Source organism: Eikenella corrodens (assembly GCF_003990355.1).
Taxonomy (GTDB): Bacteria; Pseudomonadota; Gammaproteobacteria; order Burkholderiales; family Neisseriaceae; genus Eikenella; species Eikenella corrodens_B.
The window spans coordinates 441,290-462,780 of record NZ_CP034670.1 but is presented as its reverse complement, the minus strand read 5'-3'; the positions used below and the strand labels follow the sequence as shown (position 1 = coordinate 462,780).

Sequence of the window (21,491 nt, the reverse complement as noted above, 5' to 3'; positions counted from 1 at the left end):
TAGCTGAAGCCGATGCCTTCATACAAGGCACGCCGCCTTTGGGGCAAAGGGCGCGGAAACCGGTCGTTGTCGGCAGACCCTAGCTATATAAAAAGAAGCCGCGCGGATTGTACGGCAGAAGGCCGCTGCTGTCATGTTGTGCGCTGCAGCGCCGTAATCTTGATTTCCACTTTCCAGCCCGCATCCGCCAGCGCGGCCTGCACACAGGCGCGGGCAGGAGCTTTGCCGGGCGCCACCCAGGCATCCCACACCCGGTTCATGCCCGCGTAGTCGGCCATATCGGGCAGGTAGATGACCGCTTCGCAAATATGCGCCTTGTCGGAGCCGCAATCGGCCAGAATCCGATCGATTTGCGAGAGCACATCGGCGGTTTGCGCTTCGATATCGGCTTCAGGGTTGGCGGGCACTTGGCCGGAGAGGAAAACGAAACCGTTGGCCACCACGGCTTCGGAATAGCGCGCGGCGGGAAGATGGTGGCGGAGGGGCATGGAAAGTCCTTTCTTTGGGAATGGGAAACGGCGGGAAGGCTACCTGAAAACTTGGCTTCATTGAAATCATGCTTCAGGCACGGCTGAAACCAGTATAGCTTCACGTCGGGCGGCAGGCCGCTGTCGGTATGGAAACGAGGCGAATCTAGATTGGTTTGCTCCGGCAGTTGGGTGAACAGATTATATAGCGGGTTAACAAAAATCAGGACAAGGCGGCGAGCCGCAGACAGTACACACGTTACGGCAAGGCGAGACAACGCCGTACTGGCTTTTGTTCATTCACTATAGGCTACCTGAAATTTTCAGGTAGCCTTTCTTTTGTCCCTTACCGGCCTGCAACGTTAAAACGAACGCCCGAACTGGATAAACACGTTGCCTTTGCGGTAGGGGTAGAAGAAGTGGTTGCTGTTTACGCGCTGCCAGGTGGCCACCAGCTGCGGGGTGATGCCGGCAAATTGCAGTTTGCGGTGGGAGAGCACCAGGCTGGCGGCCAGCTCGCGGTCGCGGCGGGTGATGCGGAATAGGTCGGGGGCGTCGTAGCTGCGGTGGCCGGCGCTGATTTGGGCGGAGGTGGTGAGCCCCCAGCCCCATTGCTGCGTCCAACCCAGGCGCAGGCCTTTGCGGGTGTAGGATTCGCTGTTGTCTTCGGCGGTTTTGCGCAGCCAGTCGAGGCCGAAGCTGAAATATTGGGTGGGGCTGCGCACGAAGAGCCAGGTGCCGGAAGCGGTGTAGCTGTCGCCGTCGAGCCAGCGGCGGCGGTCGTGGCGCTGCTCGCCGATTTCAAGCGCGCTCAATATTTTATGGCGTGGGGTGAGCCAATATTGCCATTCGGCGCGCACGCCGACTTCGCGCGAGTATTTGTGTGTGCCATACCAGCGGCGCTCGTAATAAGGGGTAACGGCGGCTTCGGCACGGGCGGTTTTGTAGGCGGGGCCGCTGCTGAGGCGGGCGATTTGGTCGTCGAATTTGTGGTTGTTCCAATAGAATTTGCCGTAGTCGTCGAGGCTGAGCCGCCAGTAGAGGTTACCGTGTACGTTCCAGTCGCGATCGGCATTGAGGCGGTAGGCGAAGCCTTGGGCGGATTCGGGCTCAGGCAGCTTCCACACGCCGCGCGGGGTGCGGATTTCGCGCTCGCTGCCGGCGTTGTTCACATTGCTGTCGCTGATGAAGTTTACGCTGCCGCCGAAGCTCCAGCGGTCGCGTTTGCGCAGGGCTTCGAGGTATTGCCCGGCAAGCTGTTGCAGCTCGGGCACGAGATTGGGGGTTTGGCGGAAGTGTTCGAACTCTTGCCGCGCATCTTTGTCGGCACGGTTTTCAAACAGGCTCTGCGCCAGCGAAAGGCGCACGGGCGGAATGTCAGGGTCGGCTGCCAATACAGCGCGGTAGAGGCCGATGGCGCGTTGGTAGTCGCCCTCGGCGCGGGCAATCAGTGCCTGCGCCAAAGCCACCAGCAGCGCATCGTGTGGCCCGGGCAATTCGAGATAAATCGGCAGCAGCAGCGATGCGCCTTCGGCATTGTGGGTAAGCACGGCATAGCTGAGCGCCTGTTGCAGCAGCTCGGGGCGCTTAAGCAGCTCCTCGCGGCTCATTTGCAGGCGTTTGTCGGGCGGCGCGGCAGCAGGCGCGGGCGCGGCTTCCGCCTGCGGCGCGGCGGCTGGCGTGATGTCGAAGCCCGTATCCGGCTCGGTTTCCAGCCTGCCTTCCGGTGCGGCCAAGGCTACCTGAAAAGGCAACAGCAGCAGGTAGGCGGCCAAGCAAGGCTTGTTCAGTATGCTCATCCAACGCTTTCTTCACGGCAAAATCTATAAACGGGCGGATTATAGCGGATTCGACATGCCCGCCAAACCTGAACTAACGTTTGTAAAACGCAGTAAATGATAATGACTCCACTCCAATACAGTGGTTTCTTGTGGACAAAATGGCGAATTTCCCGCCCGTTTCAAACAGATTCGCCGCCCCGGCCTAACCATTCATATCTTTTTCTATAAATTTTACATTCAAATGGGAACGTAAACTTTCTTGCCTAAATTAACCAACAAACCGACAGCAAACTACCAATAAATACCAAACTATTTGATATTCGTCATATTTCCTGCCAATCGCCGTGTTATACTGTATCCAGCCCAAGCAGTATCCCTCGCAACGAAACGAAAGGATTTGACATGAAAAAACATCACATTCTTTACATGGTTCTCACCGCCCTCACCCTAGGCGGCTGCAGCAGCGCAGGCAGCTCGCTGGCCAATGCGATTACTGATCCGTTTACGCCGAGACCAAATGGCAAGCCCTCCTTAACAATTAATAGCGATACCAACGACGGTCTACTGCACAGCAATGGCAATACTGCCAGCTCAATTGAAATTGATGGCCAAACCTATACCAACGGCAGCTCGCTCAACATAGGCTACCTGTGGCAAAACAGATTGTCTGATTTCACGTATGTGTTGAAAAATGGCACACAGAAATTGGAAGAAGGGCAGCTTGGTGTGTACAAGCGTTCTTACACTGCCGTGGTTGGTGCTCAAGTTAATAAAGAATATGACCCTAATACAGGCAATGAGATCTCGTCAGATAAGTTTCAAATTCGAAGCATTCAGGGTGAACCTACCCTTGCTTCTCGGTTGCCTTCTGGTGTCGTCCGTTATGAAGGACATGCTTTTTCTGGTTTGGATGACCGCCGTCCCGACGGGCAGCCACACGGCAGGTTGAATTACACCATTGATTTCGCCAATCGCAAGGGGTCTGGCAGTATTACCGGCTTACGCGGCTTTGGCAATATCAACCTGAATGAAAGTCAATTATCTCCTGGCCAAGGTATTGTAGGTACAGCCTCTTCAGCCGGCAAAGGCCAAGGACATTACCGACTCAACATTTTCGGACCTAATGGTAATGAAATTGCCGGCAAGGCATACGACTTTAATGGCGACTCCAATCATGAAGTCGGCTTCGCCGGCGGCCGCGTAAATTAACCCTGCTTGCCGCGGCGGCCACCCGCTATCTACCCTCTGCTTAGCACGGTTTCCCTGCTGAAAAGCGCACTTCCCAAGGGTAGGGCACGGCTGCCGCCAATAAAGGCTACCTGAAATTTTCAGGTAGCCTTTTTCCATGTTTGCCTACCAGCCGGTTCAAACGGCGGCAGCAGTTGGGCGGATGCCCGGCCTGATTGGCAAGCTAGGCCTTGCGGCTGTGCACGGCGATATAGCCCATGGTTTTGGCCGGATCGTTGAAGGTGCGGTACATACGTTTGAAGGTTTCGCGGTTTTCGGCTTTGAGCGCGTTTTTCACGATTTGGAAGGCGCGCCGCCAGCCTTCGTCGTAAATCAAGCCTCTGGGCGAGAGCAGGGTCATGCTGCCGCTGATGGTGGTGATGTTGCTAAAGCCGCTGCGCTGGAAAAGATCGGTCCAGGCGCTTTCGGTGAGCGGGGTAACTTTCACTTGGATGGTGTCGCGCAGGCGTTCCACGGCCTCTTCGGTGTTGTGCTCGCTCACCACCACATCGTGCGTGAGCAGCACACCGCCGGGCTTGAGCACGCGGAAGTATTCGGCCACGGCCATTTCTTTGTTGGCCAGCGGCAGCATGGTGAGCATGGCTTCGTTGATGACGACATCGAAGCTGTTGTCGGGGAAGGGCAGCTCGGTGGCGTTGGCATGCTGCACCTGCACCAGGCTTTCCAGCCCGGCGGCGCGGATGTTTTGCCGGGCTTTGTTCAGCGCGTTTTCGTCCAAATCCACGCCGGTGATGTGGCAGCCGAAACGCTGCGCCAGCCCTACGGCGGTGGTGCCCATATTGCAGGCCACTTCGAGCACCTGCGTATCGGGGGCGAAGCGGGTTTGGTTGATCAGCCATTCGGTGGCGAAACGGCCGCCGGGGCGCAGGCGGGTTTTGCCCAGGCGGGCGAGGAAATGATGGCCGGTTTGGTCTTTCTTCATAAGATTCTCCTGTGCGGATGCGGTAAGCGGGGCTGCCGCGCCCCAAGGTTTGCGTGTAGAAGGTTCAAAATAAGAATGTTGTTGCGTTGTTTCGCCTAACCCCATTCTTATAGTGAATTAAATTTAAACCAGCACAGCGTTGCCTCGCCTTGCCGTAACGTGTGTACTGTCTGCGGCTCGCCGCCTTGTCCTGATTTAAATTTAACCCACTATATTTTGGTTCACTGCATATCCTGCCACGCAAACGGTTGGGCAAAAGGCTACCTGAAAAACAGACGGCATTTCAGCCACACACGCGGATGCGCGGCGGCCGACGGCAGTTGGGGGAAACGGTGAAGTGGTTTGACGCGCCGATGAATAATGATGTTGTTGTATGCGGCGCGGAGGTGGTTATACTGCAAAAGCGCGCCTGCGGCAAGCGGCAGGCTACCTGAAAAGGCTGCCCGGCAACCGGCCGAAACGCCGCAAAAACCGCCCTGCCCTGCCGTCGCTCTTCCCGAGCGGCACGGCTTGCGTGTAAGATGCGCAACGGCAACCGCCCCACACCCCTATTCATCATGATGCAAGGCAAACCAAACTGGAAACGATACCGGCAGCGGCTACAGGCCAAACTGCACGCCCTGCGGCCAAAGCGGCAAGCTAAGCCGCAGGCTCCTCAACCCAAACCGCAGGCAAAGCTGCACGCCCTGTGGCAGAAACTGCGGGACAAACTGCGCACCCTGCCGCAGCAGTTGCGGGCAAACCCGCAGCTGCCGGCCGCAGCCGCCATAGTGGCCGGCTGCCTGCTGCTCGCCTTCGGGCTTTTATCCGGCGGCAGCCGCAAACATCCGGCCACCGCCGCCGAAACCGCAGCTTCACAGGCCTCGGCACCGGCCGCAGGCAGCGCATCCGGCGTCGAAACGGCCACCGTATCGGTGGAGCTGGTTACCCCCGAAGTGTCGGACGGCAATGCCGAAGACGACCCGCTCACCGCCGCCGAAGCCAACCCCGAGCCAGAACATGCCCTGCCGCCCACTACCGCCGACCACATGAACCCCGTGTGCGAAACCTATTTCCAACGCGCCCGCGCCTGCTTCCGCCAAGCCCCCGACGGCCAGACCGATGCGCTGTTGCAATCGCTGGAGGCCACACGCGGCGACCTCTCGCAATTGGATGCCGAAGGCTGCGAAGTGGTGAGCCGCCAGTTTGAAGAAATGGTGCAGCAGATGGGCTGCGAACAAAAAGCCACCGAGGGCAAACCTGCCGACCCCCCGGCTCAGCAGGCCAAACCCGCCGAAGCTAAACTGCAGGCCGCCTCGGCAGCGCATAAGCGTTGAGGAGCAATACGAAAAGGCTACCTGAAATTTCAGGTAGCCTTTTGCATGGCTGTGTATAGTGAATTAACAAAAACCAGTATGGCGTTGGCTCGCCTTGCCGTAACGTGTGTACTGTCCGCGGCTCGCCGCCTTGTCCTGATTTTTGTTAATCCACTATACACCTGCGCCCGACTCAAGCTCTGCAACATCAAATATCGGATTCGAGAACCCGGCCTGCCGATTTCAGGTAGCCTTCAGCCAGGATAACCGCATGGGCGATCGCCCTTCAGGGCAGCTTGGGTTCTTGAATCCGACATTTCGCGTAAAGGCTACCTGAAAACGGAGCTTCATCGGCTTCCCACCCATTTCACCTGAAAAAAGGCTGAAACCGCGCCTTACGGTTTCAGCCTTTTGCTTTTCAGGTAGCCTTATTCGACATCGTCCACCTGGTCGTTCACTTGCGCCTCGTGATGCGCCTGCCACTGCGCACGGCGGCTGCGGTGGTAAGTGAGGCCGGTACCGGCCGGAATCAGGCGGCCGACAATCACGTTTTCCTTCAGGCCGCGCAGGTCGTCTTTCTTGCCCATGATGGCGGCTTCGGTGAGCACGCGGGTAGTTTCCTGGAAGGAAGCGGCAGAAATGAAGCTGTCGGTAGAGAGCGAAGCCTTGGTGATGCCCAGCAGGATGTTGTCGAAGCGTGCCGGTTCTTTGCCTTCGGCAATGGCGCGTTCGTTGGCCTGCATCACGTCGCCGCGCTCCACCTGCTCGCCGGTGATGAAGCCGGTTTCGCCGGGGTCGGCAATGTTTACGCGGCGCAGCATCTGGCGGATGATGACCTCAATGTGCTTATCGGAAATGCGCACACCTTGCAGGCGGTACACTTCCTGCACTTCCTGCACGATGTAGCGTGCCAGCGCTTCGATGCCTTGCAGGCGCAGGATGTCGTGCGGATCAACCGAGCCGTCTACGATAATCTCGCCACGGTTCACTACTTGGCCGTCGTGCACCAGAATCTGTTTCTCTTTGGAAATCAGGGTTTCGTGCGCCACGCCTTCCAAATCGGTAATCACCAGGCGTTGTTTGCCTTTGGTTTCCTTACCGAAAGACACCGTACCGGTTACTTCGGCCAGCATGCCGGCATCTTTGGGCACGCGGGCTTCAAACAGTTCGGCCACGCGCGGCAGACCGCCGGTAATATCGCGGGTTTTGGAGGAAGCCTGCGGGATACGCGCCAACACGTCGCCCTTGCCCACTTCCTGATCTTCGCGCACGGTAATCACCGCGCCCACGGGGAATGCCATGGAAACGGGGGTTTCGGTGCCGGGCACGGTAACCTCTTCGCCGTTTTCGTCCAACAGCTTCACCGTTGGGCGCAGCAGCTTGCTGGTGCTGGTGCGGCGTTTGCCGTCGATCACCACCAAAGTGGAGAGGCCGGTGATTTCGTCGGTTTGACGGGTAACGGTTACACCTTCTTCCACGTTTTCGAAGCGCACGCGGCCAGCGTATTCGGTAATCATCGGGCGGGTATGCGGATCCCAAGTGGCCAGGGTTTGGCCGGCTTTCACCGCAGAGCCGTCTTGCACCAGCAAGGTGGCACCATAGGGCACTTTGTGGCGTTCGCGCTCGCGACCCACTTCATCGTGAATCACCAGTTCGCACGAACGGCCGATCACTACCAATTCGCCTTTGTTGTTGGCCACATAGCGCATCTGACTGCTGAAACGGGCGGTACCGTTGGATTTGGCTTCCACTTGGCTGGCAGCGGCAGCACGGGAGGCGGCACCACCGATATGGAAGGTACGCATGGTCAGCTGTGTACCAGGCTCACCGATGGATTGGGCGGCAATCACACCCACGGCTTCGCCGGTGTTCACCAGCTTGCCACGTGCCAAGTCGCGACCGTAGCACTTGGCGCACAAGCCGTAGCGGGTTTTACAGGTAATCGGGGTGCGGACTTTCACTTCGTCCACGCCGGAGCGGTCGATCAGATCCACCAGCTGCTCGTTGAGCAGGGTGCCGGCTTCCACCAAAGTAGCGCCGCTGGAAGGGTCCACCACGTCTTGCGCGGTAACGCGGCCGAGGATGCGGTCGCGCAGGGCTTCAATCACATCACCACCCTGTACCACGGCTTTCATTACGAAGCCGTCGTTGGTGCCGCAATCGTCTTCCACCACAACCAAATCTTGGGTTACGTCCACCAAGCGGCGGGTCAGGTAACCGGAGTTGGCGGTTTTCAACGCGGTATCGGCCAGACCTTTGCGCGCACCGTGGGTGGCGATAAAGTATTGCAATACGGTGAGGCCTTCACGGAAGTTGGAAGTAATCGGGGTTTCGATAATCGAGCCGTCCGGCTTGGCCATCAAACCACGCATACCGGAAAGCTGTTTAATCTGGGCGGCAGAGCCACGTGCACCGGAGTCGGCCATCATGTAGATGGAGTTGAACGACTCCTGATCCACTTCTTTGCCTTCGCGGTCGATTACTTTCTGTTTGGAAAGATTGTCCATCATCGCCTTGGCGATTTTATCGCCGGCGCGGCCCCAAATATCCACCACTTTGTTGTAGCGCTCGCCGTTGGTCACCAAACCTTGGCGGTATTGGTCTTCGATTTCTTTCACTTCGGCGTTGGCTTCGGCCAAGAGTTTGGCTTTCTCTTTCGGCACTTCCATATCGTCCACGCAGATGGAGATGCCGCCTTTGGCTGCGAAGCTGAAGCCGGTGTACATCAGGTGGTCGGCAAAAATGACCGTATCGCGCAAGCCGCACAGGCGGAACGAAGCATTAATCAGGCGGGAGATTTCTTTTTTCTTCAGCGCCTTGTTGATGTATTCAAACGGCAGGCCTTTAGGCAAGATTTCGGACAATAAGGCACGGCCGGCCGTGGTTTCGTAGCGCTTGGTAACCGGCTCGAACTCGTCTTGGTTGTTTTTCACCCATTCCTGCAAGCGCACGGTGATTTTGGTGCCCAATTCCACCTGCTTGGTGTAGTAAGCACGGTGCACTTCTTTTACATCGGAGAACAGGCTGCCTTCGCCTTTGCCGTTGATTTTGTCGCGGGTCATGTAGTAGAGACCCAATACGATATCTTGAGACGGCACGATAATCGGCTCGCCGTTGGCGGGCGAGAGTACGTTGTTGGAGGCCAGCATCAGGGTGCGGGCTTCCATTTGCGCTTCCAGGCTCAACGGCACGTGTACGGCCATTTGGTCACCGTCGAAGTCGGCGTTGAACGCGGCGCACACCAAGGGGTGCAGCTGAATGGCCTTGCCTTCAATCAGAATCGGCTCAAAAGCCTGAATACCCAAGCGGTGCAGGGTCGGGGCGCGGTTGAGCATAATCGGATGTTCGCGGATCACTTCATCCAAAATATCCCACACCACCGGCACCTCCTGCTCCACCAGCTTTTTCGCCGCTTTCACGGTAGCCGCTTCACCGCGCACTTCCAGTTTGTGGAAAATGAACGGTTTGAACAATTCCAAGGCCATGCGCTTGGGCAGACCGCACTGATGCAGGCGTAGGTAGGGGCCTACGGTAATCACGGAACGGCCGGAGTAGTCGACGCGTTTACCCAACAGGTTTTGACGGAAGCGGCCGCCTTTACCTTTAATCATATCGGCCAGCGATTTGAGCGGGCGTTTGTTGGCGCCGGTCATGGCTTTGCCGCGACGGCCGTTGTCCAGCAGGCTGTCCACCGCTTCCTGTAGCATGCGTTTTTCATTACGCACGATGATGTCGGGCGCGTGCAGCTCCAACAGGCGTTTGAGACGGTTGTTGCGGTTGATCACGCGACGATAAAGGTCGTTCAAATCGGAAGTGGCGAAACGGCCTCCGTCCAACGGCACCAGCGGACGCAAATCGGGCGGCAGCACGGGCAGCACGTCCATAATCATCCATTCCAGCTTCATGCCGCTGCGCTGGAAGGCTTCCAATACTTTCAGGCGTTTGGCCAGCTTTTTGATTTTAGTTTCGGAGCCGGTGCTTTCCAATTCCTGGCGCAGGATTTCGATTTCAGCCGGCACGTCCAGCGAACGCAAGAGTTCACGAATGCCTTCGGCACCCATTTTGGCATCGAAGTCTTCGCCGTATTCATCCAGCTTGGCGTAGTAGTCTTCTTCAGTCAGCAGCTGGCGGCGTTGCAGCGAGGTCATGCCGGGGTCGGTTACCACAAAGGCTTCGAAATACAGCACACGTTCAATATCGCGCAGGGTCATGTCCAATACCATGCCGAGGCGGGAAGGCAGTGATTTCAAGAACCAAATATGAGCAACAGGCGCAGCCAGCTCAATATGCCCCATGCGCTCGCGGCGCACTTTGGAAAGGGTAACTTCCACACCGCATTTTTCGCAGGTTACGCCTTTAAATTTCAAACGCTTATATTTGCCACACAAGCATTCGTAGTCTTTTACCGGGCCGAAGATTTTGGCGCAGAACAAGCCGTCGCGCTCCGGCTTGAAGGTACGGTAGTTGATGGTTTCCGGCTTCTTCACTTCGCCGTAAGACCAAGAGCGGATGGTTTCGGGCGAAGCAATGCCGATTTTGATGGCATCGAATTCTTCTTCCATGCCGGCAGCTTGCAGGGGGTTAAACAGGTTCGACAGATTCATTTTTGCTCCCAATCAGGATTTTGTATTTTGCTCACTCTGTTTCAGACAGCCTTTTAGGCTACCTGAAAAATATGGGCGGGCGGCTTGGCCGGGTTTTGCCCGGCGGCAAACGGCGGCTCGGCGGAGAATATCGCGCCGGCACAATGGCCGTTTCTATTTTCAGGTAGCCTCTGAGGCTACCTGAAAAGCCCCGTTTAATACCGCTCCATATCGATATCCAAGCCCAGCGAACGGATTTCTTTTATCAACACGTTAAACGATTCTGGCATGCCGGCTTCGATTTTGTGTTCGCCTTTAACGATGTTTTCATACATCTTCGTGCGGCCGGTTACGTCGTCCGATTTCACGGTCAGCATCTCCTGCAGCGTGTAGGCTGCGCCATAGGCTTCCAGCGCCCACACCTCCATCTCACCGAAACGCTGGCCACCGAACTGTGCTTTACCGCCGAGCGGCTGCTGGGTAACGAGCGAGTACGGGCCGGTTGAACGGGCGTGCATTTTCTCGTCCACCAAGTGGTGCAGCTTCAGATAGTGCATCACGCCCACGGTTACCTTGCGGTCGAACGGTTCGCCGGAGCGGCCGTCGTACAGGGTGATTTGGGTTTTGGTGTCGTTGAAGCCCAGTTTCTGTACTTCGGGGTCGTCGCTCGGGTAGGCCAATTCGAGCATGTCGTAGATTTCCTGCTCTTTGGCACCGTCGAACACCGGCGAAGCGAAGGTGGCACCGCCCTTAAGATTCTCGGCCAAAGTGAGGATTTCTTCATCACTGAGCGATTTCAGGTCTTCTTTTTTACCGCTGCCGTTATAGAGTTTTTCCAAGAAGGAGCGGATTTCTTTCACTTTGCGCTGCTCGGCCAGCATTTTCTCAATGCGCTGGCCGATGCCTTTGGCAGCCCAGCCCAAATGTACTTCTAGAATCTGACCGATGTTCATACGCGAAGGTACACCCAGCGGGTTGAGCACGATGTCTACGGTGCGTCCATCGGCCATGTAGGGCATGTCTTCCACCGGCAGAATGCGCGATACCACGCCTTTGTTACCGTGACGGCCGGCCATTTTGTCACCGGCCTGCAGGCGGCGTTTGATAGCGATGAACACTTTGACCATTTTCTGCACACCGGGCGGCAGCTCGTCGCCCTGGGTCATTTTTTTCTTCTTGATTTCGTATTGTTCGTCGGCCTCTTCGCGTTTCTGCTGCAGGCTGAGCTTAATCAATTCAAGCTGTTTGGCCAGCTCTTCGTCTGACAGGCGGATGTCGAACCAGTCGTGCTTGGTCGGCAGAGAAGCCAGATATTCGGCAGTAATTTCTTTGCCTTTGCCCAGTTTCATCGGGCCGCCATTGGCTTTTTGGCCGACAATCATGCGCTCGATACGGTCGAAGGCATCGTTGTCGAAAATACGCAGTTGGTCGTTCAAATCCAAGCGGTAGCGTTTCAGTTCGGCATCAATAATGGATTGTGCACGCTTGTCGCGCTGGATGCCCTCGCGGGTGAACACCTGTACGTCGATTACCGTGCCGCTCATGCCGGTGGGCATACGCAGCGAGGTATCTTTCACATCGGAGGCTTTTTCACCGAAGATGGCACGCAGCAGTTTTTCTTCCGGCGTGAGCTGGGTTTCGCCTTTGGGCGTTACTTTGCCCACCAATACGTCGCCGGCTTCCACTTCGGCGCCGATGTACACGATGCCGCTCTCGTCCAAACGGTTTTGCATACGCTCAGACAGATTGGGAATATCGCGGGTGATTTCTTCCGCACCCAGCTTGGTGTCACGCGCCACCACATTGAGCTCTTCGATGTGGATGGAGGTGTAGCGGTCGGCGGCAGCCACTTTCTCGGAAATCAGAATCGAGTCTTCGTAGTTGTAGCCGTTCCAAGGCATAAAGGCAATGGTCATATTCTGACCAAGCGCGAGTTCACCCAAGTCAGTAGAAGCGCCGTCGGCAATCAAATCGCCGCGCTGCAACACATCGCCGGCTTTCACCGCCGGGCGTTGGTTGATATTGGTAGATTGGTTGGAGCGGGTGAATTTCACCAGGTTATAGATGTCCACACCCACTTCACCGGCTACAGTTTCTTCGTCGTGCACGCGAACCACGATACGGTTGGCATCCACGTATTCCACCACACCACCGCGACGGGCCACGATAGCAGTGGCGGAGTCCACAGCCACGGAGCGCTCAATGCCAGTGCCGACCAATGGTTTTTCAGCACGCAAGCAGGGCACGGCCTGACGTTGCATGTTGGCACCCATCAAGGCGCGGTTGGCGTCATCGTGTTCCAAGAAGGGAATCAGCGAAGCGGCAACGGATACCACTTGGCCGGTGGCCACGTCCATATACTGCACGCGGTCGGCACTGGCCATGATGGTTTCGCCTTTTTCGCGGCAGGTAATCAAATCGCCTTTCAGGTAGCCTTTCTTATCCACTTCGGCGTTGGCCTGCGCAATCACATAACGGCCTTCTTCAATGGCAGACAGATAGTCGATTTCATCGGTAACCTTGCCGTCTACCACGCGGCGGTACGGAGTTTCCAAGAAGCCGTAATCGTTGGTGCGGGCATAAACCGATAATGAGTTAATCAGACCAATGTTCGGGCCTTCAGGCGTTTCAATCGGGCACACACGACCATAGTGGGTCGGGTGTACGTCGCGCACTTCGAAGCCGGCACGTTCACGGGTCAGACCACCCGGGCCAAGTGCCGATACACGGCGTTTATGGGTCACTTCCGACAACGGATTAGTTTGATCCATAAACTGTGACAATTGGCTGGAACCGAAAAATTCTTTGATCGCCGCTGATACCGGTTTGGCATTGATCAAATCGGTCGGCATCAGGTTGTCAGCCTCTGCCTGATTCAGGCGCTCTTTTACTGCACGTTCCACACGGGCCAAACCGGAGCGGAACTGGTTTTCGGTCAGCTCTCCTACCGAGCGCACACGGCGGTTACCCAGGTGGTCGATATCGTCCACTTCGCCATGGCCGTTGCGCAATTCAACCAACGTAGCAATGGAAGCAACAATGTCTTCAGTGCTAAGAATAAATCCACCTTTTTCCGCGGCTCCAGCCAAAGTTTCGTTCAACAGACGGCCATACCACGATTGCTGCTGGTCTTCAGACAGTTTTTGCTCGTAGGTGCGGGTATTGAATTTCATGCGGCCGACACGCGATAGGTCATAGCTGGCTTCATTGAAGAACAGACGATCAAACAGCATTTCTACCGCCTCTTCGGTGGGTGGTTCGCCGGGGCGCATCATGCGGTAAATAGCGATACGTGCGGCCATTTGGTCGGTAGTTTCATCCACTTGCAACGTAGAAGAAATATAGCCGCCGTACCCCAATTCGTTGATATATAGGGTTTGGATTTCATTCACGCCATGAATTTCCAGCTGCGCCAGCAATTCTTCGGTAATTTCACTATTGGCCGATGCGAGAATTTCACCGGTATCGGGCACGATAACGTCTTTCGCCAGCATTTTACCGATCAAGGCCTCGGCATCCACCCGCAGACGCTTCAAGCCAGCTTTCTCAATATCGCGCAACCCTTTGGCAGTAACCCGTTTGCCTGCGGCAACCAGCACTTTGCCATCCGCATCACAAATATCGGTTTTTACGGTTTCGCCCTTCAGCCGCGACAGAACCAGATCGGTCTCCACACCATCTTTGTTTAGATAGAATGTTTCCTTGTCATAGAAGGTGTCCAAGATCTGCTCGGCACTGTATCCCAATGCTTTCAGCAAAATGGTTACCGGCATTTTACGGCGGCGGTCGATACGGAAGTAGAGTAAGTCTTTGGGATCAAACTCCAAATCCAGCCATGAGCCGCGATAGGGAATAATACGTGCAGAAAACAGCAGTTTACCTGAAGAGTGGGTTTTGCCCCGGTCATGTTCGAAGAATACACCCGGAGAGCGGTGCAGCTGAGACACAATTACGCGTTCAGTACCGTTGATAATGAATGAGCCATAAGGGGTCATCAGTGGGATTTCACCCATATAAACTTCATTCTCGCGCACTTCTTTCACCACATTGGGCTTAGAAGATTCTTTATCTAAAATCACCAAGCGGATACGGGCACGCAGAGGAGCAGCATAAGTAATGCCACGCAGTTGACATTCGGCAATATCAAATAATGGCTCACCCAAGATATAATGAGTAAACTCTAACCGAGCATATCCGTTGTGGCTCACAATCGGGAAAATAGAATTGAATGCAGCCTGCAAGCCTTCATCCAAGCGCTTATCAAAAGCAGTTTCCTGCTGGAGAAATTTTCGGTAAGACTCCAGCTGGGTAGCCAGCAAATATGGCACTTCCAGCACACTATCACGCTTAGCAAAGCTCTTTCGGATACGTTTTTTTTCAGTAACTGAATAACTCATTGTTGAACACTCCGGATAATGAGAGAGATTAATTCCCACTTGAACAGCAGCAACATCCACTACCACTCTAAAATTTACATATATTTGTCATAAAAGCCGGCTTAGATAGCAAATATATGTAAATTATTATTTAATCCTAATCTCCAAGCGAAACAAGGCTGGCAGATACCTGCCAGCCTGTTAGCGAGAAAATACTTATTTGATTTCCACTTTGGCGCCAGCTTCTTCCAGCTGTTTCTTGATTTCTTCAGCTTCAGCAGGAGTAACGCCTTCTTTGATGGTCTTCGGAGCGCCATCAACCATGTCTTTGGCTTCTTTCAAGCCCAAGCCAGTAATGGCACGAACCACTTTAATCACGCCTACTTTTTGATCGCCAGCGGCGGCCAAAATAACGTCTACCTCAGACTTGGCTTCAGCTTCACCACCAGCAGCACCAGGGCCAGCAGCAATAGCAACGGCAGCGGCAGAAACGCCGAACTTGGTTTCAAACTCTTTTACCAAGTCGTTCAACTCCATTACAGTCAAACCACCGATTGCTTCCAAAATGTCTTCTTTAGTAATAGCCATGCTATCAAACTCCTAATTGAATGAATAAGTAAAATATAAAAAATAGTTAAGCAGATGCTTCTTCAGTAGCTTTTTTCTCAGCCAGAGCAGCCAAGCCGCGAGCCATACCAGACAACGGAGCCTGCATGAGGAACAGCAATTTGGACAACAATTCTTCACGGCTCGGAATTGCAGCCAGCTGACCCACCTGAGCGGCATCCATTACAGCACCGTCATAAGAGCCTGCCTTAATAATCAGCTTCTCATCTTTTTTAGAGAATTGGTGCAACACTTTTGCAGCAGCTACAGCATCTTCAGACGCTGCATATACCAACGGGCCAACCATATGCTCAGCCAACCCAGCAAAAGGAGTGCCTTCCACCGCACGACGAGCCAACGTGTTTTTCAAAACACGCAAGTACACACCTTCCTTACGAGCATTGGCACGCAATTCGGTCATACTAGCAACGCTGATGCCGCGGTATTCGGCAAGCACCATGGTCTGAGCATTGCCGATACCGGCAACAATCTCTTCCACAACTGCTTTTTTAGTTTCAATACTAAGACTCAAGGTCTACCTCCTACTGTTTATCAAAGAATGCCTAACGACATCCACCAGCTCGGCAACCTGAAAAGACATTTTGCAAGCAATCGCTTGCTCATAATCTCAGGACCACCGTCTACGTAGGGTTAAATATTAAATCTTACGATCCCTACGGTCTTGGACTCCACTTACAATCAAGTATAAGCAGCCCATATTTCAGGTAGCCTCAGCAACTAGCAAAGGCTACCTGAAAATTTCTTCTAACTAGACAGACACACTACCAACATCCACACGGACACCAGGACCCATGGTGCTAGATAATGCGATTTTCTTCAAATACTGGCCCTTGGTAGCCGCTGGCTTCGCTTTCACCACCGCATCCAACAGGGTATTAAAGTTTTCGCGCAAATCAGCCGCTGCAAAAGAAGCGCGGCCAATGGTAGCATGCACCACGCCAGCCTTATCAGTACGATACTGAACCTGACCAGCTTTGGCATTACGCACAGCTTCTGCCACATTTGGCGTAACCGTACCCACCTTCGGATTTGGCATCAAACCGCGCGGCCCCAAGATAGTACCCAACTGACCAACGATACGCATCGCATCAGGAGAGGCAATAACAACATCAAAATCTAGATTTCCTGCTTTTACTTCTGCGGCCAGATCCTCAAATCCAACCACATCAGCGCCTGCTTCTTTTGCAGCCTCAACATTGGCACCTTGAGTAAATACTGCCACACGAACAGTTTTACCAGTACCCTTCGGTAGCACAACAGACCCACGGATGACCTGATCAGATTTACGCGAGTCCACACCTAAATTGATAGCAACATCAACAGACTCATCAAATTTGGCGGTAGCAGTTTTCTTCACCAACTCAATTGCTTCATCAATTGAGTAATGTACATTTGAATCAATAGAAGAGCGCAAACCTTGGAAACGTTTAGATAACTTAGCCATCACACACCCTCCACATCCAAACCCATGGAACGGGCAGAACCGGCAATAGTACGAACTGCCGCATCCAAATCAGCTGCAGTCAAATCAGGCTCCTTAGCCTTGGCAATCTCTTCCAACTGAGCACGAGTAACCTTACCTACTTTGTTAGTCAGCGGATTTGAACTGCCTTTCTGCAAACCAGCAGCCTTTTTCAGCAAAATACTGGCCGGAGGGGTCTTCATTACAAATGTAAAAGACTTATCCGCAAATGCAGTAATTACCACAGGAATAGGCAACCCAGGCTCCACATTTTGTGTAGCCGCATTAAATGCCTTACAGAACTCCATGATATTCAAACCGCGCTGACCCAATGCCGGACCAACTGGAGGAGAAGGATTAGCCTTCCCTGCAGGAATCTGCAACTTAATATAACCTACAATTTTCTTTGCCACATTTAGCTCCTAAATAACGGGTAACACGCAGAAATTCTGCTCCCCAAAAATCAAGCCGTGTATTATAACCAAACTCTTACTCATTGCCAAGCAATCAGACTAAATCTTCTCTACCTGACTAAAATCCAACTCAACAGGCGTTTCTCGACCAAAAATTTGCACAAGAACTCGCAGCTTATTGCGCTCATAGTCAACAACATCAACCAACCCATTAAAATCAGAAAATGGACCTTCACTTACCCTGATCTGCTGCCCAACCACAAACTCAACTCGCGGTTTCGGCTTCTTCTCCAAACCAGTAACATCCGACACCTGAGATATTATCGCATCCACTTCTCGCTGAGAAATTGGCAGCGGACGATTAGCCGTACCCCCAATAAACCCATTAACCCGAGGCGTGCTCTTGACCAAATGCCACGACTCATCCGTCATTTCCATTTCTATTAGCACATAGCCTGGAAAAAACTTGCGCTCACTAACTGTCTTCCGACCATTCTTAATACCAACAACCTCTTCAACAGGCACTAGAATCTGACCAAAAAACTCCTCCATTCCCTCTCTAGCGATCCGCTCCTTCAGAGTCTTCTGAACATTCTTCTCGAACCCAGAATAAGCTTGAATGACGTACCAATTTTTAGCCATTTTCTCGCCCCTAAAAATTACTCAGCAATTTTTGTAAATAACCATACCAAAAAAGAATCCACCAACCACAAAAATAAGGTTAGCACTGCCGTGAATATCAAAACAAAGAATGTATTACGCCAAGCCTCATTTTTAGGTGGCCAAACAACCTTCTTGATTTCAACAACAGAATCCTTGATATATCGAATCAAACCAGGACCAGTATCGCACCAAAAGAAAACAATTACCCCGGAGAGCAACAACGAAACCCCTAAAACGGCACCTCGTACATATAGCGGCTGCTGAGACAGGAATGAAAAGCCAATCGCCCCACCAACAATCAGAGCAGCTGCTAAAAATAATTTAGCACCATTTCTTCTTCCAGTCTTACATTGAGCACCCTGCCCTCGATCACGCAACTCCTGCCGAGCCTGCTTCGAAGCAACAGACATTTCTTTCACTTTCTGTTTACAATCACTCATTTGCAACCACCCTAAACTTCACAGTTCTTTATAAAACAGCATAAAACAAAAGACTAACCGGCAGGCCGGTTAGTCTTTCTTTTGGCAGGCCAGGAGGGTCTCGAACCCCCAACCCTCGGTTTTGGAGACCGATACTCTACCAATTGAGCTACTGGCCTCTAACCTTTAAGCGATCACGGAAGCCACCACACCAGCACCTACCGTACGGCCACCTTCGCGAATCGCAAAGCGCAGACCTTCTTCCATAGCAATCGGAGCAATCAGTTCTACGGTGATGGTTACGTTCTCACCAGGCATAACCATTTCTACACCAGGTTCCAGCTCTACAGCACCGGTTACGTCAGTAGTACGGAAGTAGAACTGTGGGCGGTAGTTGGCGAAGAACGGGGTGTGACGACCACCTTCTTCTTTGCTCAATACGTATACTTCGGCTTTGAATTTGGTGTGCGGAGTGATGGTGCCAGGTTTGGCCAATACCTGACCACGCTCAACTTCTTCACGTTTGGTACCGCGCAGCAGTACGCCTACGTTGTCACCGGCCTGACCTTCGTCCAGCAGTTTGCGGAACATTTCCACGCCGGTACAGGTAGTCTTCTGGGTAGGCTTCAGACCAACGATTTCGATCTCTTCGCCTACTTTGATGATGCCGCGCTCTACACGACCGGTTACCACGGTACCGCGACCAGAGATGGAGAATACGTCTTCGATCGGCAGCAGGAAGGGTTTGTCTACGGCACGCTGCGGAGTGGGAATGTAGCTATCCAAAGCGGCAGCCAGTTCGAAGATTTTTTCTTTGTAGCCGGCATCCCCTTCGAGGGCTTTGAGGGCGGAACCTTGTACGATCGGGCAGTCGTCGCCGGGGAAGTCGTAGCTGGAGAGCAGGTCGCGGATTTCCATCTCAACCAACTCAAGCAGTTCAGCATCGTCTACCATGTCGCATTTGTTCATGAATACGAGGATGTAGGGTACGCCCACCTGACGAGCCAACAGGATGTGTTCGCGAGTCTGGGGCATAGGACCGTCAGCAGCGGATACTACCAAAATAGCGCCGTCCATCTGGGCAGCACCGGTAATCATGTTTTTTACGTAGTCGGCGTGACCGGGGCAGTCTACGTGAGCGTAGTGACGACCTTCGGTTTCGTATTCTACGTGGGCGGTGTTAATGGTAATACCGCGGGCTTTCTCTTCCGGGGCATTGTCAATCTGGTCATAAGCTTTAGCCTGACCGCCGAATTTCTCAGCCAAAATGGTGGTCAATGCTGCTGTCAAAGTGGTCTTACCATGGTCAACGTGACCAATGGTGCCAACGTTTACGTGCGGTTTGCTACGTTCGAATTTTTCCTTAGCCATGGCAATTTCCTATTAGCTTAAATAAGTGAACAAAAGGGATAAATAGATGGTGCCCATGGGCAGATTTGAACTGCCGACCTCTCCCTTACCAAGGGAGTGCTCTACCCCTGAGCTACATGGGCCTTAAAAATTTATTGGAGCGGGTGAAGGGAATCGAACCCTCACCGTAAGCTTGGAAGGCTTCTGCTCTACCATTGAGCTACACCCGCCCTTAATGCCCCAACATAGTAATTGGTGGTGGGAGAAGGATTCGAACCTTCGAAGCTCTCGCAACAGATTTACAGTCTGCCCCCTTTGACCGCTCGGGAATCCCACCAAAAGAGAAGAGAAATATAGCGACTTTCCTAAGTAATCGTCAAGCAAAATTTTCTCTTTTATCTCAAATTATCTGCAACCCAATATTTTTAATTGGAATTCAACTCTATCCTTTTTTCAACAAAATAATCTTTTCATACTTCGCTCGCAGCTGTTCCTCAGTTTCCGGGTGCTCCTCATCAATCAAGATACAGTCTACCGGACAAACCTGCTGGCACTGTGGTTCATCGTAATGCCCAACGCACTGCGTACACAAATTAGGATCAATTTCGTAGATTTCCTCACCCTGTGAAATGGCATCATTTGGGCACTCTGGCTCACATACATCACAGTTGATGCACTCATCTGTAATAAAAAGAGACATGCGTTCCTCTTAATATCTTATAAGTTATCCAAAATTAAGGGGCGGGATTATAGCACAGGCTAGCCTTCAGGTAGCCTCATCCTTAGCAAATATAAAATTTTCTTCTTTGATAACAATTATTAAAATAGAACAGCGTCATTTCTTCTTAAGTAGCACATATTTACTCACCCCTGATCGTCCTGCATTCAACTCCAGCAGATAATCAGGCCAAACAGGCAAGTCTCCTGCCTCAACATATATGCATGCACCATTATGCAAACGCCGCTCCAGGCGTATAAAAAGCTCAGCCCAGCCCTGCCAAACAAATGGCGGGTCCAAAAACACTACATCAAACTGCTCATGTGTTTTTTCTAAGAATTCAAAAGCGTCAATTGATTGAGTTTCCATTTTTTCAGGTAGCCTCAATTCTTGTATTTGCTGTTGTAAACTTGTAGCAGTCCACCGATTATTTTCTACTAGCACAACCCGTTTCGCTCCTCGAGAGGCAGCCTCAAAACCCAAGGCTCCGCTACCAGCAAACAAATCCAACACCACTTGACCGGTTAAATCCTGCCCCAACCAGTTAAATAACCGCTCCCGCACACTATCTGCGGTTGGGCGCAAGCCTTCTGCATCAACAAACCGAACTTTCCGCCCGCGCAGCTCACCTCCAATAATACGGATTTGATTTTTGTGTTTATTGTGCTTATTTTGTTTTTGCATACCTGCTCCACAAAATGGGAAAACTCATAGCTGCCTATTTCCATAGAATAGCTGCTAAATGCCCCTTCCATACACCCTCAATTTATCCTGCTAAGAAAGAATCTTGGCCGCAAAAAGCCGAACGGAGATTCCGTTCGGCTTTGATATATCTGCAAGCAGATTACTGAACCTTGATTTCCACGTCCACACCGGCCGGCAAATCCAGCTTCATCAGTGCATCAGTAGTTTTGTCAGTCCAATCTACAATATCCATCAAGCGCAGATGAGTGCGGATTTCCAATTGCTCACGTGAAGTTTTATTCACGTGCGGAGAACGCAGGATATTGAAACGCTCAATTTTGGTCGGCAACGGAATCGGACCTTTTACCACGGCACCAGTGCGCTTAGCAGTTTCAACGATTTCCTGAGCAGAACGGTCGATCAGGCTGTAATCATAAGCTTTCAGACGGATACGGATTTTTTGGTTTGCCATTTATTCGATAC

17 protein-coding genes, 4 tRNA genes and 1 pseudogene are annotated in these 21,491 nt (G+C 52.9%); 2 read left to right on the top strand and 20 right to left on the bottom strand.

All coding sequences use genetic code 11. The features are described 5' to 3' along the window. Positions 1 to 131: 131 nt before the first annotated feature. Positions 132 to 488, bottom strand: coding sequence for a RidA family protein (locus ELB75_RS02300; protein ID WP_126982556.1), 357 nt, complete (start codon positions 486 to 488; stop codon positions 132 to 134). A 341-nt stretch (positions 489 to 829) separates the two neighbouring features. Then, positions 830 to 2,266, bottom strand: coding sequence for a porin family protein (locus ELB75_RS02295; protein ID WP_126982555.1), 1,437 nt, complete (start codon positions 2,264 to 2,266; stop codon positions 830 to 832). Between the two features lie 384 nt (positions 2,267 to 2,650). Between ELB75_RS02295 and ELB75_RS02290 the strand changes: the two genes are divergently transcribed. Next, positions 2,651 to 3,457, top strand: a complete 807-nt coding sequence (locus ELB75_RS02290; protein WP_126982554.1) for a factor H binding protein domain-containing protein — start codon at positions 2,651 to 2,653, stop codon at positions 3,455 to 3,457. A gap of 202 nt (positions 3,458 to 3,659) precedes the next feature. On the opposite strand, the gene ELB75_RS02285 is transcribed toward ELB75_RS02290, so the two are convergent. After that, positions 3,660 to 4,418: a class I SAM-dependent methyltransferase gene (locus ELB75_RS02285; protein WP_126982553.1), complete on the bottom strand. Its 759-nt coding sequence runs from the start codon at positions 4,416 to 4,418 to the stop codon at positions 3,660 to 3,662. A gap of 110 nt (positions 4,419 to 4,528) precedes the next feature. Next, a pseudogene (locus ELB75_RS13175) lies at positions 4,529 to 4,638 on the bottom strand (IS5/IS1182 family transposase); the annotation flags it as partial. Between the two features lie 301 nt (positions 4,639 to 4,939). Here ELB75_RS13175 and ELB75_RS02280 point away from each other — a divergent pair. Further along, positions 4,940 to 5,734 carry a DUF5339 domain-containing protein gene (locus ELB75_RS02280; RefSeq protein WP_126982552.1) on the top strand — a complete coding sequence of 265 codons (795 nt, stop codon included), beginning with the start codon at positions 4,940 to 4,942 and terminating at the stop codon, positions 5,732 to 5,734. A gap of 407 nt (positions 5,735 to 6,141) precedes the next feature. Here ELB75_RS02280 and rpoC read toward each other — a convergent pair whose 3' ends face one another. From rpoC to rpsJ, 16 genes are all read right to left on the bottom strand, one after another. Further along, complete coding sequence (rpoC, locus tag ELB75_RS02275) at positions 6,142 to 10,317, bottom strand: DNA-directed RNA polymerase subunit beta' (RefSeq protein ID WP_126982551.1); 4,176 nt, start codon at positions 10,315 to 10,317, stop codon at positions 6,142 to 6,144. Between the two features lie 194 nt (positions 10,318 to 10,511). Next, positions 10,512 to 14,693 carry a DNA-directed RNA polymerase subunit beta gene (gene rpoB / locus ELB75_RS02270; protein WP_126982550.1) on the bottom strand — a complete coding sequence of 1,394 codons (4,182 nt, stop codon included), beginning with the start codon at positions 14,691 to 14,693 and terminating at the stop codon, positions 10,512 to 10,514. A gap of 195 nt (positions 14,694 to 14,888) precedes the next feature. After that, the gene (rplL, locus tag ELB75_RS02265) at positions 14,889 to 15,260 is read right to left on the bottom strand and encodes a 50S ribosomal protein L7/L12 (protein ID WP_003823693.1); all 372 of its coding nucleotides are present in this window, start codon (positions 15,258 to 15,260) and stop codon (positions 14,889 to 14,891) included. A gap of 46 nt (positions 15,261 to 15,306) precedes the next feature. Continuing rightward, positions 15,307 to 15,810: a 50S ribosomal protein L10 gene (gene rplJ, locus ELB75_RS02260; RefSeq protein ID WP_126982549.1), complete on the bottom strand. Its 504-nt coding sequence runs from the start codon at positions 15,808 to 15,810 to the stop codon at positions 15,307 to 15,309. 237 nt (positions 15,811 to 16,047) lie between these two features. Next, the gene (gene rplA / locus ELB75_RS02255) at positions 16,048 to 16,743 is read right to left on the bottom strand and encodes a 50S ribosomal protein L1 (protein WP_126982548.1); all 696 of its coding nucleotides are present in this window, start codon (positions 16,741 to 16,743) and stop codon (positions 16,048 to 16,050) included. Further along, complete coding sequence (rplK, locus tag ELB75_RS02250; protein ID WP_126982547.1) at positions 16,743 to 17,174, bottom strand: 50S ribosomal protein L11; 432 nt, start codon at positions 17,172 to 17,174, stop codon at positions 16,743 to 16,745. The genes rplA and rplK overlap by 1 nt, the downstream gene beginning before the upstream one ends. A 99-nt stretch (positions 17,175 to 17,273) precedes the next feature. After that, entirely contained in the window at positions 17,274 to 17,816 is a 543-nt protein-coding gene (nusG, locus tag ELB75_RS02245) for a transcription termination/antitermination protein NusG (protein WP_126982546.1), read from the bottom strand. A gap of 17 nt (positions 17,817 to 17,833) precedes the next feature. Continuing rightward, positions 17,834 to 18,277, bottom strand: coding sequence for a preprotein translocase subunit SecE (gene secE / locus ELB75_RS02240; protein WP_126982545.1), 444 nt, complete (start codon positions 18,275 to 18,277; stop codon positions 17,834 to 17,836). Between the two features lie 82 nt (positions 18,278 to 18,359). Then, positions 18,360 to 18,435, bottom strand: a tRNA-Trp gene (locus ELB75_RS02235). A gap of 7 nt (positions 18,436 to 18,442) precedes the next feature. Next, on the bottom strand, positions 18,443 to 19,627 hold the full coding sequence (tuf, locus tag ELB75_RS02230) for an elongation factor Tu (RefSeq protein ID WP_003825050.1): 1,185 nt from the start codon (positions 19,625 to 19,627) through the stop codon (positions 18,443 to 18,445). Positions 19,628 to 19,674: 47 nt separating this feature from the next. Beyond that, positions 19,675 to 19,749, bottom strand: a tRNA-Thr gene (locus tag ELB75_RS02225). Positions 19,750 to 19,762: 13 nt separating this feature from the next. Further along, positions 19,763 to 19,836, bottom strand: a tRNA-Gly gene (locus ELB75_RS02220). A gap of 23 nt (positions 19,837 to 19,859) precedes the next feature. Beyond that, positions 19,860 to 19,943 (bottom strand) — tRNA-Tyr (locus ELB75_RS02215). A gap of 105 nt (positions 19,944 to 20,048) precedes the next feature. Beyond that, positions 20,049 to 20,306, bottom strand: a complete 258-nt coding sequence (locus ELB75_RS02210; RefSeq protein WP_064090311.1) for a YfhL family 4Fe-4S dicluster ferredoxin — start codon at positions 20,304 to 20,306, stop codon at positions 20,049 to 20,051. Positions 20,307 to 20,441: 135 nt separating this feature from the next. Beyond that, entirely contained in the window at positions 20,442 to 21,008 is a 567-nt protein-coding gene (rsmD, locus tag ELB75_RS02205) for a 16S rRNA (guanine(966)-N(2))-methyltransferase RsmD (RefSeq protein WP_126982544.1), read from the bottom strand. Between the two features lie 160 nt (positions 21,009 to 21,168). Then, positions 21,169 to 21,480 carry a 30S ribosomal protein S10 gene (gene rpsJ, locus ELB75_RS02200; protein WP_002642322.1) on the bottom strand — a complete coding sequence of 104 codons (312 nt, stop codon included), beginning with the start codon at positions 21,478 to 21,480 and terminating at the stop codon, positions 21,169 to 21,171. Between the last annotated feature and the right edge of the window lie 11 nt (positions 21,481 to 21,491).